The organism is Leptolyngbya sp. KIOST-1, assembly GCF_000763385.1.
GTDB lineage: Bacteria > Cyanobacteriota > Cyanobacteriia > Phormidesmidales > Phormidesmidaceae > Nodosilinea.
In genome coordinates this window covers 1,197,517-1,211,979 of the sequence record NZ_JQFA01000002.1, presented here as the reverse complement: position 1 = coordinate 1,211,979, position 14,463 = coordinate 1,197,517, and the positions used below count along the sequence as shown (strand labels likewise).

14 protein-coding genes are annotated in these 14,463 nt (G+C 60.7%); 4 read left to right on the top strand and 10 right to left on the bottom strand.

The genetic code is table 11. From position 1 onward, the window contains the following. Positions 1-8 precede the first annotated feature (8 nt). A complete protein-coding gene (locus tag NF78_RS05380; protein WP_225885233.1) occupies positions 9-1,490 on the bottom strand; it encodes an alpha-amylase in 1,482 nt (493 codons plus the stop codon). Between the two features lie 302 nt (positions 1,491-1,792). On the opposite strand from NF78_RS05380, the gene NF78_RS31775 reads away from it, so the two are divergent. Next, on the top strand, positions 1,793-1,960 hold the full coding sequence (locus NF78_RS31775) for a hypothetical protein (protein WP_197064765.1): 168 nt from the start codon (positions 1,793-1,795) through the stop codon (positions 1,958-1,960). Between the two features lie 245 nt (positions 1,961-2,205). Next, a complete protein-coding gene (locus NF78_RS05375; RefSeq protein ID WP_263970550.1) occupies positions 2,206-3,873 on the top strand; it encodes a transglutaminase-like domain-containing protein in 1,668 nt (555 codons plus the stop codon). A 110-nt stretch (positions 3,874-3,983) separates the two neighbouring features. Here NF78_RS05375 and NF78_RS05370 read toward each other — a convergent pair whose 3' ends face one another. The 9 genes from NF78_RS05370 to NF78_RS32865 form a co-directional block, all read right to left on the bottom strand. Next, complete coding sequence (locus tag NF78_RS05370) at positions 3,984-4,796, bottom strand: tetratricopeptide repeat protein (protein ID WP_072016126.1); 813 nt, start codon at positions 4,794-4,796, stop codon at positions 3,984-3,986. Between the two features lie 193 nt (positions 4,797-4,989). Next, positions 4,990-6,492 (bottom strand): glycogen synthase GlgA, encoded by a 1,503-nt coding sequence (gene glgA, locus NF78_RS05365; protein ID WP_318655447.1) that lies wholly within the window; start codon positions 6,490-6,492, stop codon positions 4,990-4,992. Positions 6,493-6,735: 243 nt separating this feature from the next. Next, entirely contained in the window at positions 6,736-7,212 is a 477-nt protein-coding gene (locus NF78_RS05360) for a hypothetical protein (protein ID WP_035985206.1), read from the bottom strand. Positions 7,213-7,356: 144 nt separating this feature from the next. Next, complete coding sequence (locus NF78_RS05355) at positions 7,357-7,599, bottom strand: DUF6761 family protein (RefSeq protein WP_035985205.1); 243 nt, start codon at positions 7,597-7,599, stop codon at positions 7,357-7,359. Positions 7,600-7,756: 157 nt separating this feature from the next. Beyond that, the gene (gene hpsP / locus NF78_RS05350; RefSeq protein WP_052049835.1) at positions 7,757-8,980 is read right to left on the bottom strand and encodes a hormogonium polysaccharide biosynthesis glycosyltransferase HpsP; all 1,224 of its coding nucleotides are present in this window, start codon (positions 8,978-8,980) and stop codon (positions 7,757-7,759) included. A gap of 106 nt (positions 8,981-9,086) precedes the next feature. Continuing rightward, positions 9,087-10,277 (bottom strand): hormogonium polysaccharide biosynthesis glycosyltransferase HpsO, encoded by a 1,191-nt coding sequence (gene hpsO / locus NF78_RS05345; RefSeq protein ID WP_035985204.1) that lies wholly within the window; start codon positions 10,275-10,277, stop codon positions 9,087-9,089. Positions 10,278-10,599: 322 nt separating this feature from the next. Further along, a complete protein-coding gene (locus tag NF78_RS05340) occupies positions 10,600-10,857 on the bottom strand; it encodes a DUF3253 domain-containing protein (protein ID WP_035985203.1) in 258 nt (85 codons plus the stop codon). 2 nt (positions 10,858-10,859) lie between these two features. Next, positions 10,860-11,720 carry an alpha/beta fold hydrolase gene (locus tag NF78_RS05335; RefSeq protein ID WP_035985202.1) on the bottom strand — a complete coding sequence of 287 codons (861 nt, stop codon included), beginning with the start codon at positions 11,718-11,720 and terminating at the stop codon, positions 10,860-10,862. Between the two features lie 248 nt (positions 11,721-11,968). Next, positions 11,969-12,652 (bottom strand): hypothetical protein, encoded by a 684-nt coding sequence (locus NF78_RS32865; RefSeq protein ID WP_035985201.1) that lies wholly within the window; start codon positions 12,650-12,652, stop codon positions 11,969-11,971. Here NF78_RS32865 and NF78_RS05325 point away from each other — a divergent pair. Both NF78_RS05325 and NF78_RS05320 read left to right on the top strand, forming a co-directional pair. Beyond that, positions 12,641-13,243, top strand: coding sequence for an ISAs1 family transposase (locus tag NF78_RS05325; RefSeq protein WP_052049833.1), 603 nt, complete (start codon positions 12,641-12,643; stop codon positions 13,241-13,243). The two genes, NF78_RS32865 and NF78_RS05325, sit on opposite strands and share 12 nt — an antisense overlap. A gap of 383 nt (positions 13,244-13,626) precedes the next feature. Continuing rightward, on the top strand, positions 13,627-14,454 hold the full coding sequence (locus tag NF78_RS05320) for a hypothetical protein (RefSeq protein ID WP_035985200.1): 828 nt from the start codon (positions 13,627-13,629) through the stop codon (positions 14,452-14,454). Positions 14,455-14,463 lie beyond the last annotated feature (9 nt).

Genomic DNA, 14,463 nt, shown 5'->3' with positions numbered 1-14,463 from the left:
GCGAACGGCTACCGGGCCAGTTTCGCCTCCCCGTGAATGGCCAGGGCGGTGATCGCCGGCAGGGTAGCGGTAAATTGCCCGGCTCGGTTGACCCGAACAACCTCAGCGTCGTTGGTGCAGGTCTTGCCACCGTCCGCTAAGCCGCCCTGCACCACGTTGCAGTAGCGGCCTTGGGGCAGCTGGGTTTGAAAGGTGTGGGTCAGCGGCTGGGCCTCGCGGTTGATGGCCACAAAGCCCCGATTGCCGCGACCAAAGGCGATCTGGTTGGCGCTGTTACTCCACCAGTCGGTGACGGTGGCCACGGGCTCGGTGGCGTTGCGAAAGCCCACCATGCCCACAATGGCGGGCCAGCGGTGCTCACACACCCAGGCGTTAAAACAGCTGGATTCCGCCCCCTGGTACACGGGGCGAGTGCGGCCAGCGGCATCGGCGGGTGGCCCCTGCTCGGAGTCGTCGAAGGCAAAGCTCGACATCACCTGGGGTTTGCCGTAGGGAAAGGCCAGCATGAACACATTGGCCAGGGCGTAGAGGTCGCCGTTTTTGTAGGTGAGGTAGTCGCCGCCGCCGCCGTGGCCCCGCTGTTTGTCGTGGTTGTCGGTAAACACGACCGCCTGGGCCGAGGGGGCCAGGCCCCAGCTTTCGCCCAGGGTTTCCAGGTTGGCCAGGGTTTGACCCTCCAGCCCCAAAAAGGCCATGCCCAGAAACTGGCCGTACTTAAAGTCGATCACCTGACCGCTGCCGTAGTAGTCCTGCTTGCGGATCGCCTCGGTGCCGGGGTCGATCACCTCCTGGTAGATGTATAAATCGGTTTCGGGATGGCGATCGCGCAGCTGCGCCACAATTTCCCCCAGCTCTTGGCTGCGAATATGCTTGGCGGCATCAATGCGAAAACCCGCCACACCCATCTCCACCAGCTCGCCCATGTAGTCGACCAGCGTAGTCTGGACCCTGGCCGAGCCGGTGTTGAGGTCGGCCAACCCCACCAGCTCGCACTGGGTGACATTTTCGGCGTTGCCGTAGTCGCTCACCTGCTGGTGACAGTCGTTGAAGTCGGCGGCGCTATAGAGGCCGGGATAGTCGTACTTGGTAAACCGGGTGCCCGCACTGCCCACGCCGCTCTCAAACCCCGCCATGTGGTTGATCACCGCGTCGGCGTAGATGGCGACTCCCGCCCCCCGGCAGCGATCGATCATGTCCTGCAGCTCGGCGCGGCTGCCGCTGCGGCTTTCGAGCTGATAGCTGATGGGCTGGTACCGCTGCCACCAGGGATAGCCATAGTCGGGCAGCACAATGTGCTCCTGGGGTGGGGAAATTTGCACGGCCCGGTAGCCGTTGGGGCCCAGAAACGTTTCACATTCGGTAGCAATGTCGGCCCAGGTCCACTCAAACAGGTGAACCAGGGTCGTGGGGGCGGGGGAGGAGGCCGGCGCCTCAATCCCCGAGGGATTCAACGATTGGACCGGGAACAGGGGGAGCGGATTTGACACCATAACCAGGCCTATTAACCCGCTGGCAGAGAGAGCACCCAGGACGATTTTCCACATAGAGATTTCCGGCAAAATCCGGATAAAAATCAACAAATTTGGGCCAGTGACCTGGCCACAGTCATGGCTATCATGCACCTTTGAACCGTAAAAATAACCACGCAGTATGGGTTCGCCAACTGGGCTCAACGAATCTTGTCAAAAGCTAAGGTGGACCGTCTCAAACGGGGGGGGGAGCCGCACCTCCGGGGCAATCTTGGTCTGGCTGAGCTAGATTTTAGATAGTTCTCTTCACGCTCGTAGCCCCTATGTTTTTACCCTTTTGCGTTCCCCCCTCCGCCGAATCTCGCCGCCAGTACCAGCGCTACAAGCTGGAGATGATGAAATCCTGGCGTGACGCCCTAGAAACCCGCCTGGCTGCCCTCAATGCTGCCATCAGCACCGTTGAGCAGCAGATCAGCCAGGACGTTGAGTAGCGTGAGGAGGTGAAGGGGTGAAGAAGGTCAAAAAGATAAGGTCTGCTTTGACCTCGGTCATCCTCTATGGTCCCCACCTCTTCACTCCCCACCTCCCCATCCCCCACGGCCAAAAACCGCAGGATTTTAAGCCTGGGCTAGGCAAATTACACTTTTTGCCGCTGCATTCCCCTAGGATATGACCTTAGCGGGTGGATGTCCTTGTCGCCTGCCCGATGTCTTTGCTCTGGGTTACTCGGCCGGCTATGCCTGAATCTTTTCTCTCCATGTCTTCGGCTACCCCCTCAGTGGGGACCGTTCCGCTGATTCAGCCGATTGGGGTCAAGGCGCTCTACGGCTTGGCGCTCCAGGGCGACCGGCTGCTGGCGGTAGACCCGTTTCGCGGCTATCTGCTGCGCCTCGACCCCCAGACCGACCAGATTCAAATTCTCAATTCTCACCAGGCTGAGGCCTTCTATGGTGTCACCGGCATTGCCTGCTGGCAGGATCAGCTGTGGTTTTGTCGCGACCACACAGTGTACACCACTGGCCTCGACACTATTCAGCCAGCCCCGGTGCTCACCCTGCCCTACTCCGCTGACGGGGTTGCCGTGTGGGAAAACACGCTCTACGTCAGCTGCAAAAAGGGGGGCTGTATCTTTGTCTGCGATCGCAACTCTGGGCAGCGCATCACCCAGTTTTCGGCCCCCGGCATTGGCATTGAAAATATCTCGGTCTGGGACGACTACCTGTGGGTCTGCGATCAGATCGAGCAAACGGTGTACTGCCTCGATCGCGCCACGGGCGAGCTGGTGGTCAAAATGCTCACCCCCTTCGCCACCCCCACCGGGATTGCGGTGCCGCCCCACACGGCCCCCGAGAGCGGCACCCTCTGGGTGGCCTACACCAACGAAGAACCCTACGTGCGGGAAGACCCCAACGGCGCAGAGCCCTACGTGCTGACCTTTCGCGATCGCACCCTGATTCACCCCCTCACCTACCGCTGGGACAAAGCGGCCAACTACTGCCGCACCAACGGCTATCTGGTCGAAATGACCTACGTCGAAGAAATTGACACCCTCGAAGACGCCATTCCCCTCGAAAATGTGGAGTGGCGGATCGCCTTTCCCACCAGCACCGATCGCCAGCGGGTGAAGTCGGTCGAACCGGTGGGACTCCCTTTCACAGAGCTACAGCAGAACGGCGAACGCCTGGCCAGTTTCAGGTTTGACCGAATCGACCCCAACCAGCGCCACCTGTTTGGCTGGAAAGCCCTGGTGGAGGTCTACGGCATTAAATACCAGCTCACCCCGCGGCAGGTCGAATCGGCCCCGACCCTCCCTCCCGAGTATGGCCCCCGCTACCTGATCGACGACGACGAGCTGGCCATGGACACCTCGGTGATTCAGGCGGCGGCCCGCGACAGCGTGGGCAGCGAAACCAACCTGCTGCGCCGGGTGCTCAGTATTCGCAACTACGTCTACGACAAGCTCTCCTACGCCGTCACCCCCGCCATTGACCCTCCGGACGTGGTGCTGACGCGGGGGCGGGGCTCCTGCGGCGAATATGTGGGCCTGCTGCTGGCCCTGATGCGCCTCAACGGCATTGCCTGCCGCACCGTGGGCCGCTACAAGTGCCCCGCCCACGCCGACCAGCCCGGCCTCTACCTGGAGCCCGACTTTAACCACGTGTGGATTGAGTTTTACATTCCGGGCTTTGGCTGGGTGCCTATGGAGTCCAACCCCGATGATGTGCAGGAGGGTGGCCCCTACCCCACCCGCTTTTTCATGGGGCTGCCCTGGTGGCATGTGGAAATGGGCAAGGACATTTCCTTTGAAAAGCTGATCTACCCCCAGGATAACCCCGAAGTGCGCCTGGGCGACTTGGCGGTCAACCACATGCGGTTCAAAATCCTGGGCGAACTGGCCCCCTAGAGCACCCGGCAGGGCAAACGGCGGCAAGGCCCCTGGCCAGGCTACGCCAACGCCCCTACCAGGTATCAGTTTCGAATCGGGGTTTTGTGACGCGGATTTGGTATCAGGCGTCAGGATTCGACCAGTTGCTGAAATTTGGGATGGTCGCGGATGCCGTCAAAGTGGGCATCAATTTGCACCATCACTTTATAGACGTAGGGGCTGAGCACAAAGGTGCGGTAGAGGTTTTTGAGCGCCTGCTCAACGTTGCCCATCATGGCGTAGGTGCGGGCTTTGCCGTACCAGGCGTTGGGGTTTTGAGCCTGGTGACGGAGGGAAGTCTCAAAGCTGGCGATCGCATCGCTGTAGCGCCCCATTTGAATCAGAATGGTACCCCGCTGATTCCAAATGTAGTGGGCGTTGGGGCGGTGGTCCAACGCCACCTGCAGCACCCGCAGCGCGTCGTCGTAGCGGTGCAGCCCGCACAGGGCGACCCCCTGGTTGTAGCGGGCGCGGTGGTCCTGGGGGTTGAGCTTGAGGCTGTGCTCAAAGCTGCTGACGGCCTCCTGGTAGCGGTGGAGCTGATTTTGGGCGGTGCCCAGGTTGTACCAGGCCTTGTTGTCCCCAGGGCTGAGCTTGACGGCCCGCTTCAGGTGGGTGACCGCTTCTTCAAAATTGCTGAGCCGGGCCAGGGCGTGCCCCTTGCCGTGCCAGGCGAGGCCGTAGGTCGGGCAGTAGGCAATGGCCCGGTTAAAGCTTTCAATCGACGCTTCAAACCGCTTCAGGGCCGCCAGGCAAAACCCGTGCAGGGTCCACACCTCATGGTCATCGGGGTTGAGGGTAAGGGCCGCCTCAAACCGCGCCAGGGCTTCGCTGTGGCGACCGATCGCGTAGAGGGCATCCCCCTGGCCCCGGAGTAGCTTGGCGCGAGTGAGTTGAGACAAGGCGACGTCAGGGCTGGCAGACATAGAAACAATCAGCAGCGGGAGGGCAGAGGCTGGTCGACCTTTCCCATCGTGCCCATTTTGGTGGTGGCGATCCCAGCGGTGGGGCAGGGCGGGGACAAAAACCACCGTCGGTCAGCGTCACTACCGACAGCAGCTAACCACCCCAACAGAGCAATACAGGTAGCGTACGCTACTTGTGGCGTATGTACTCATACAAATCGATGTAGGCCTGTCCCGGATGGTTCCAGGAGAAGTCGTACTGCATTCCCTGCTGGGCAATCTGCTTGAACACCTCGGGAGCCTGCTCCCAAACGTCAAAGGCGCGGTTCATAGCCGACTCCAGGGCCACATTGTCGCTCTGGAAGAAGACAAAGCCATTGCGCTCCTCTGGGTCGTGCAGAGTGTCGTAATCCCAGTCAAACACCGTGTTGACCAGGCCGCCGACGCCCCGCACAATCGGCACCGTGCCGTATTTGAGGCCAATCATCTGGGTCAGACCGCAGGGCTCAAAGTTGCTCGGCACCACAATCATATCGGCTCCGGCATAGATCAGATGGGCCAACTCCTCATTAAAGCTCAGCTCCAGGTGCACGTCGGGGTTGTCGTTGAGGAAGATCTTTTCGTGCCAGAACCAGTCGTTGATGCCCTTTTCGGTGGCCGAGCCCAGCAGCACAAACTGCGCCCCCCGCGCCAGGGCGTAGTAGATGGCGTGGTGGACCAGGTGCACCCCTTTTTGATCGTCCAACCGGCCGATGAAGGCGACTACGGGCTTGTCGCTCTGGCGCAGCAGCAGGCGATCGCGCAGTTCTTTCTTATTCAGCGCCTTGTCCTCAAAGGTGGTGAGGCTGTAGTGGTGCGGAATGTAGCGATCGCACTCCGGGTTCCACACCTCGTAGTCGATACCGTTGAGAATGCCCGAAAACTTGTGCTGGTTGACGTGCAGCGTGTGGCCCAGGCCAAAGCCCTCGTTGCCGTGCTGGGCCTCAATGGCGTGGTAAGGCGATACCGTGTTGACGTGGTTGGCGTAGGTGATCCCCCCCTTCATAAAGTTGATCGAAAAGGGGTTGAAATTGTCACGCAGGCGATCGTACTGGAAGTAGTACTCCGGTCGGTTGAGGCCGGTAGCCTGCAAAATCTCGGTGCCGCCAAAGCCCTGGTGCTTGAAGTTGTGGATGGTATACAGCGTGCGCTGAAACTCCATGCCGTTGTATTTGTAGATCTCAAACAGCATGGCCGGAATCAGCCCCGTCTGCCAGTCGTGGCAGTGGATCACGTCGGGGCGCTTGTTGCTGCGCAGCAAAAACTCCATCGCCGCTTTGCTAAAGAAGGCAAACCGCATTGGGTCGTCACCGCAGCCGTAGTAGCAGCCCCGATGGAAAAACATCTCCCAGGACTTGGGCTCAATAAAGAAGCACAGCCGCCCGTGTACCCAGCCGCAGAACACATCGCAGCGAATATCGGTGCCAAACCAGGGCACTACCAGGTCACGGTAGGCATCGTGCAGACCCCAGATGTGGTCGTAGCGCATGCAGTCGTACTTGGGCAAGACGATCTCGACGCAGTGCCCCCGGTTTTCCAACTCGCGGCTCAGGCCGTAGACCACATCCCCCAGCCCCCCAGCCTTGATGACAGGGGCACATTCCGAGGCAATCTGCACGATGTACATGGCGTCTCCCCGTTCATAAAAGTTCATTTTAATGCCCCTATTCAATCAGGATGTTGGGGCAGAGGCAAGGGGCGGAGGGGGGAGATGGGGGAGGTAGGTGGATGGGTAGACGGGTGGATGGGTCGGTGGGTAGGCGGGTGGATGGGTGAGACGTGTAGAAGATTTCTGCATCCCTAGGGGATTACGTTCGCAACGCCTGTTTAAGAGATATGCAGGGACGGACTCATCCACGCATCTACTCACCCACTCACCCACGCATCCACTCACCCCTCACTCCTCCCCCGCTCTGTCGTCAGCCTTCAGCTGCTCCAGGGCCTGCCAGCGGGTTTCGAGTTCTTCGCGTTCCTGTTTGAGGCTGCGTTCCAGTTCTTGGATTTCGTCGCGGCGGGCGGCGGTTTCGAGGGCGCGGCGATCGACTTCCTGGCTTTTGAGGGTGAGGGATTGCCGCCATCGTTCGGCCCGCTCAATTTCCTGCTCCAGGGCTTCGGGGGTAACACCGTAGGTCAGGTAGTGCTCTACCAGGTCCAGCACCCAGGGGGTGGCATCTTGCACAGTCACAATCTGGTTGAGGTTATCCAGTTCGACCAGCACCAGGTTGCCCTCCTGAAAAGCCAGCAGGCGCGTCGTTTCCACAATGCGTTCGGTCGACAGGGGTACCCACGTCGATTCAGAGGTCTGTTCGGCCAGCAGCAAGAGTTCTGCACCGCCCAGAAATGCCTTTTTTTGGACCTTGGCCAGGTACTGCATGAGCTGTCGAGCCTATACCCTATGGCACGAGTATACCCGGTGAACTCTAGATTATGAGCCTTGCCGCCCTGGCCCCGCCTCGGCGATAGGCCCAGGTCACTGCCGCACAAAAAAACCGCTGAATCTAGGCAGCGGCATCGATCGTCAATAAATTTCGGGTTCGGCCTGGGGAATGGCGAAGTTGGACGGATCGTTGAGATAGCGAATGGTGTCTTCTTCGAGGCGGTGAATCCAGTAGGGTTCGAGGGCGTCGGAGTGGCGAAGGGCGGCCAGGTACCCTTCAAGGTAGAGGCGCAGATCGCTGGTGCGATAGCCTCGATTCCACTGGTCGACGAAGGCGTCGGTGATCCGCTGGTAGTACCGAATCGCTTTGGCATCCTGAAGCATGGGAGGTTGACCTGTAACGCTGGGTGGCTGGGGGAAGATCTCGCTCTAGGTTTAAATTTTCCACCAAGGGGTGAAAAACTTAATCGGTTTCTTAACGTTCCTTTATAGGTCTCTTTATACCCTTTTTCCTGATCCCCTGAAAGTGTGGTTTATGACACTATCCAGCCATGGACTCCCCAGGGGGAATCGAGCTGGCTGGCGGCTGAGAAAGCACGGTCCCGTAGGCGGCCAGGGTCCGGTGAGCGATCGCGTCCCAGTCATAACTAGTTTGAGCATATACCTGGGCCTGCTGCCCCCGCAGCTGTCGCTGGGCAGAAGTTTGCAAGGCTTCCGCCAGGGATTGAGCCACACTCTCGACGCTCAGGTCGCACACCCAGCCGCTGCCGCTAGCAACGATGTCGGGCCAGAGGTAAACCCCCTTCGACACCACGACGGGGACCCCTGCGGCCATCGCCTCCGCCACGGCAATGCCAAAGTTCTCGTAGTAGGAGGGCAGCACAAACAGGTCGGCGGTTTGCAGCAGGGCGGCTTTGGTGGGGCCGGTGACAAAGCCGGTCAGCGAGGTGCGATCGCCCAGGGGAGAGGCCCGAATGCGATCGCCGACCGCAGCCTCATAGTCGGGGTCCTGGGGATTGCCGCCCGCCAACACCAGGTGAAAGTCTATCCCCTGGGCCATGACCCGCTCCAGGGCCGGCAGCAGCAGGTCCAGCCCCTTCTTGGGATCCAGGCGGGAGAGGTAGAGCACCAAGGGACGTCGGAGAGGAATGCCCAACTGCGCCAGTATCCTCTGGCGCTCCTCGTCGGATAGCGCCGGGGGCGGTGTTACCCCCAGGGGAATCACCCAGGACGGCGGCTGCGTTCCAAACCGATGGGACACCTCCGCTTCAATCGGGCTGGTAAAGTGCAGCGCCGCCGCCCCGGCCAGATTGGGCGCTTCCAGCAGGCGACCGTAGATCTGCTTGAGTCGCTTTTTTTTCTGCAAGTCAGCCGGGTCGAGGGTGCCCAGGGGCCGCAGCACGTAGGGCAAGCCCTGCCACCGGGCCACGGTCGCCGCTGCCGTACTCAGCGGCGAAAACAGCGCGTGAATGTGGGCCAGATCGTACTCGTGGCCGTGCCGATACAGCCAGCTCAACAACCCCACCGAAAATTTATACCGCCGCCAGGGCGAGCAGGGGAAATAGCGCACCGTGTAGTTGTCTTCTGCCACGGGCACCCCGAGGGGAACCGCCAGCGGCGGCTGCCCGGCGTCGCCGTTGGCATTGGTAGTGAGGATGGTGACCTCGGCTCCCGCCGCCGCCAGACCATGGGCAAACCCCCGCACCATCTGGCTGGGGCCGCCGTAGATGAGGGAGATGGAGGGGATGATTTGGAGGACGCGCATGGGGGAGGGGTGAGGGGATGGGGGGATGGGGGGATGGGGGGATGGGGGGATGGGGGGATGGGTGAAGGGGAGTTAAATGGCCTCACCTCCTCACTTCCTCACCTCCTCACCTCCTCACCTCTCCCACACCGATCTCGCCATAAAACTCCAGCAGCTGCTTCGCCAGCGCTCGGTTGGTGTAGTAGCTCATGGCGCGGTGGTAGCCGCTCTCGGCGATCGCCTGTCGGCGGTCGGGGTTTTCCATCAGCAGGCGTAGGTGCTCGGCGAGGGCGGGGACGTTGCCTTCGGGGAACACCAGGCCGGCCTGGGCGATGACGTTGGGAATTTCGCCGGAGTCGGAGCCGATGACGGGGACGGCGCAGGCCATTGCTTCGATCAGCACGTGGCCGAATTGTTCTTTCCAGCCGGTGGCGGTGAGGGTTTTGAACTGGTCGGTGGTTTCAGAGGGTAGCACCAGGGTGTGCATGAGGTTGATGTAGTGGGGCACCTGGTCGTGGGGAATGCCGGTGACCCAGCGCAGGCGATCGCCGATGCCCGCCGCCTCAGCCCTGGTTTGGATGCGATCGCGCAGCTCGCCTCGGCCTACCAGCAGCCACACCCAGCGCTGGGGCAGATCGCCCAGAGTGGCCAGGGCGTTGCAGAGGGTGAGCAGCCCTTTTTCTTCGACAAAGCGACCGCAGTAGCCCACCACAAAGGCCTCGCTGGGCATATCGAGGGATGCCGCCAACTCCGGCTGGGGCTGGGGCCGAAACAGGGTTTCGTCCACCCCAAGCTGGGGCATGACCCGGTAGGGGGCACAGTAGCCCCGCTGGCGCAAAATATCGGCCCCATCCTGGTTGCCCACCACCAGCCCGTGGGTGTGGCGCAGGTTGTAGGCCTCCAGAGCAGAGATGGGAAACTTGAGGCGGTAGGGCAAATTCCACCAGGTGAAAAAGACATTTTTGGCCCCCAGCCCCAGCCAACGATTGAGGGTGATGGTCTGGGCGTAGGCCAGCGCCCTGGATCCCTGCTCCACCTGGATGATCTGGGGCCGGAACTGGCGCAGCAATTGCACCAGGTCGGGGCCAAAGGTGAGCAAGCCCTGGTTGTTCTGGCTCAGGTTGCCGAGGGGCTGCACCCGAAAGTTCCCCTCCTGAAGCGGCTCTGATACAATCAGCCGATTTTGCACTCCACCGGGTTGCCAGCGGCGGGGCACCCCCACCACTACCTCAAGATTGGGGGAGAGCTGAGCCAGGGCGCGCAGCTTTTCGCGGTTGAGGTCAACGATATAGGTATGGCTGAGGACAAGCACGCGCATGGTAAGCGGCACTCCGGGGGAGGGGGCAAGTTTAGGATGCCCAGGGGACGATCCGGGTCAGCCAGGTAACGTAAGTTAGATTTTAGGGCGTTGCTGAATGCAAGTATGATATGCCCCCCAATTCTGGGGGGAGTCGAAATCTCAAAGTCCCCCAGAATTGGGGGATTTAAGGGGGCGATGAAAGGCTGTTAAGTTTACAGATTCATTACTCAATTCAGCAATGCTCAAGTTTTTGACTGTAGCAGGGGGCCATGTCCCCAGCGCAAGGGCCATCGCTATAAGAGGTAAGAGAATCTGTAGTGGTGGTCGTTGGTGGGAGGGCTTAGCACTTTTTGGGCTGGCCGTAGCGCACTGGGCCTCTGGCGGTTTGGGGGTCAACGATTTGCCCCCGCTGAGTCACAACGACGCGCCCCTCCTCTGCCAGGGCCTGCCCAACTTCCCGAACTGCGGGCATCAGGCTGCGCCAGTCGTTGGCGCGCAGGGCACGGGCGACCTCGGAGGGGCAGATGGTTTTGTCGGGGCCACGCTGGGCGATCAGGTCCAGCAGGGTCGCCCGGATGTGCTCCGCCGCCAGGGTCATGGTTAGTGGGTCAAAAAGTCGCGCATCAGGGCGTTGACCTGCTGGGGGCGTTCTTGCTGCACCCAGTGGCTGCAATGGGGAATGTAGTGCAGCTGCAGATCGCGGACGTAGGCGTCGGTGCCGAAGCTGAGTTCTTTGCCCAGGGCGGCATCGTCTTCGCCCCAGATCATCAGGGTGGGGACGTCGAGTACGCCCCAGGACTGTTGCAACTGGCCGCTGAGCACAGCCGCCCGGTAGTAGTTGAGCATAGCGGTGAGGGCACCGGGTTTGGCGGCGGCGGTTTTGTAGGCATGCAGGTCGGCATCGCTAAAGACGGTCTTGTCGATCGCCATCCCCCGCAGGGCCTGCTCAATTAGCCAGTAGTCGCCCGCTTGCAGCAGCAGTTCGGGCAGCAGCGGCAGCTGAAAGAGGCCAATATAGGAGCTTTTGAGCAGTTGCTGGGGGGTACGCAACCCCTCGGCAAATTTGGCTGGGTGGGGAATGTTCAGGGTGATCAGCGACTGGAGTCGTTTGGGGTAGGCGTAGGCAAAGGCCCAGGCGATCGCGCCGCCCCAGTCGTGGCCCACCAGCACCATGCGATCGTAGCCCAGGGCATCCATTGACCCCCGGACATCTTCAACCAGGACATCCAGGCGGTAGGCCTCAACGCCGTCGGGTTTGTCGCTGTCGTTGTAGCCGCGCAGGTCGAGGGCAACGCAGGTATAGCGGTCGGCGAAGGCGTTGAGCTGGTGCCGCCAGGAGTACCAGAATTCTGGAAAGCCATGCAGAAACACGATCAGCGGCCCCTGGCCCTGGCTGACGTAGTGCAGGCGGACGCCGTTGGTGGTCAAGAAACCGTGCTGTGGGCTGACCGCTGTCGCCATGACATCTCTAAGCTCACTCTGTTTCCTTACCTATAGTGCGGCCCTGGGGATAGGGCAAACGCATACTCGAGATGAGAATATTAAGACTCATTTCTAGGAAGTGAGTTATGTGTTCTGCCCAGCCCCTATCGCCGTTAATCGAGCATTTTCAAAGCGATTAAGGCCATTTCTGGGTGACAACCCTGGAAATTACCTAAGGCCCCGCTAGAGCAATCCAGCGGGGCTTTTGTCTTGGATGGGAGAACGGGTTAGAGGGATTGGGTCAGCTCCAGGGCCTGGTCGAGGGCGGCGGTGGCTGTCTCGCGGTTTGAGTCGCCAAACCAGCCTCGGGCCGCGTCGGTCAGGGTAGCGATCGCCCCCCGCACCCCCCCTCGCCGGGCAGCGGCTGGGGGGCCATAGCTCTGGGCGATCGCAATGAAGGCCTGGGCCCGGTAGGTTTGGTCGCCGATGGACTCGGCCACCTGCAAGGCCAGGTCGAGCTGCCGCTGCTGGGCAAATTCACGCGCGATCGCGGGCCGCAGCCACTCAACGGGCTGGGCCGCGATCGCCTGGTCGGCCTGCCCTGCCCTGGCTTGGGCGATAGCCAGCTCAGAATCAAAGCCCTCTAAACCATTCGCCTGCACAATCTGCCAGGCCTGGTCGGGCTGCCCCGCCTCCAGATAGCCCAGGGCCACCTCGGCAAAAATGCCCTGCACCTGCTCAGCCTGCACCAGCGCCCAGGCCTGGTCGGGCTGCTGGTTGGCCAGGTGGTACCGGGTAATTTCCACCAGGGCGGTATTGCGGCGGCTGCCGCTGGCCTGCGCCAGGGCTACCGCAGCGGCTAGATCCCCGGCCTCGGCCTGGGCGATCGCCATCTGCTGAAAGGCTAGCTCTCGCTCTATCCCCGGCTGGATGGCCTGGACAATGGGGCCATTGATGCCATGGGCACTCAAACCGCCATTGCTCACCAGATTATCGAAGGCGGTGGCGACTACATCTTGAGCCTTAAAGGCAATCAGGGCAACATTCACGAGGATGTCGAGCAGGTGTTTACCTGGGCGCGGCAGCAGGACTTTAAGGACATCTCCCACGAGTTTCATCAGACCATCACCCCTGGGCACGGGCGCATCGACATCCGCCGCCACTGGTTGCTCGATGGGGTCGAGCACCTCATCAACGCTGAGCGCTGGGTTGGCTTAAAACGCGTTGGCCTCGTGGAGGCTGAACGCCGTATCCTCGGTCAACCCCCGACCATTGAGCAGCGCTACTATCTCGTTAGTTTTGACGGCGATGTCCAACGCTTTGCCCAAGGGGTGCGCAGCCACTGGGGTATTGAAAACCAGCTCCACTGGGTGCTCGATGTCGCCTTCCACGAAGATGCCTCTCGAATTCGTAAAGACCACGCCCCCGCTAATCTGGCCGTCGTCCGTCACATCGCCCTCAATCTGCTGCGTCAGGACGCTTTTGCCAAAGGGGGTATCAAGGCTAAACGCTTGCAAGCAGGATGGGATAATGACTACCTAATTCGGCTACTCTCCTCCTGAGTATGCGTTTGCCCTAGCCCTGGGGACCAGGACGGAATGCACCCTGGGGAATATATCCAACGGCCCGAGCCCAGACGTCAGGTAAACGTGAAGATTTAATTTTATTTTCATCAAAATAAACCGGACTTTCGCCGTTAGGCCCTGTAAAGAGTAGAAAGCAACAAGCTTCAAAGGGATTGTTGGCGGTCTTGAATCAGGCTGTTTGGGGACGCCATCCCGGCAATTTGCATCAATCGTCAGCCCCACAGAGCTCTGGCCAGGTTGTCAGAACGGTAGCGGTACGGATCTGCCCAATGGCCCTAGCAGGGCTGGCGATCGCCGTTCCATGCCGCAACGACCCTTGGGAGTTGCCCCTCGTCACGTTCCTTGCACTGGTTCCTGAAATGAATTCACTAGATGACCTCACGCTGATGCAGTGGTTTGTCTCGGGGGATGCCACCCTGGAGGCCAATCAGTCACTGCGAATTCAGCCCGCCAGCAATTTGCGCCAGCTGTTTACCCGCCGGGGCCTACTGTTGGCCACCGCCTACGATGCGGCAATGCCACCGCGTATAGAGGTGCGCCCCGGTACCGACTACACGGAGGTGCTGCACCAGATTCTGATCGACCATCACTTTATCCCCACGGGAGCGGGAAAGCACCGCCAAGTTTTGGACTATGCCCACTATCCTATTCCGGAGGGCTACCGCATTGTCTACGGGCAGGCTCGCCAACTGTGGAAGCTGTGGTGGTCCCACGCCAGCCGATTGCGCGATCGCCACCTGCAGCTGGACCTGTTTGTGCTGGTCCAACATCAGTGGTACCCGGTGCGTGAAATTGCCCTCAACAGCGGCACCCTGTACATTGAGACGCTGCGGGGGGAAACCGTGCACCACGGCGATGACATGATGGTCTGGCTTGAAAAAGAGGAGGCTGAAGAGGTTGAAAAAACCCAATTTTGGGCTCCACCCCCGGTAGCGAAACCAGCTTCAGCCACCCCGGTACCGATTCAGCACTCGTCTTTGCCTCCCGCTGCGCCGCCTTCATTTGCTCCCGTGAGCGCTGTCCCCCAGGCCTCGGTGGATGCATCACTGGCCCCGATTGTTTACACAGTGGATGGCAAGATCTACGTCCAGACTGCTGTAGGGTTGGTTATCGTCGAAGGCGACAACCTCAAAGCCTACAAGTTGGCGCCCCGCTCTGTTGCGGTAGGGGCACGCCAGCGTGGCTAAACCACGCCA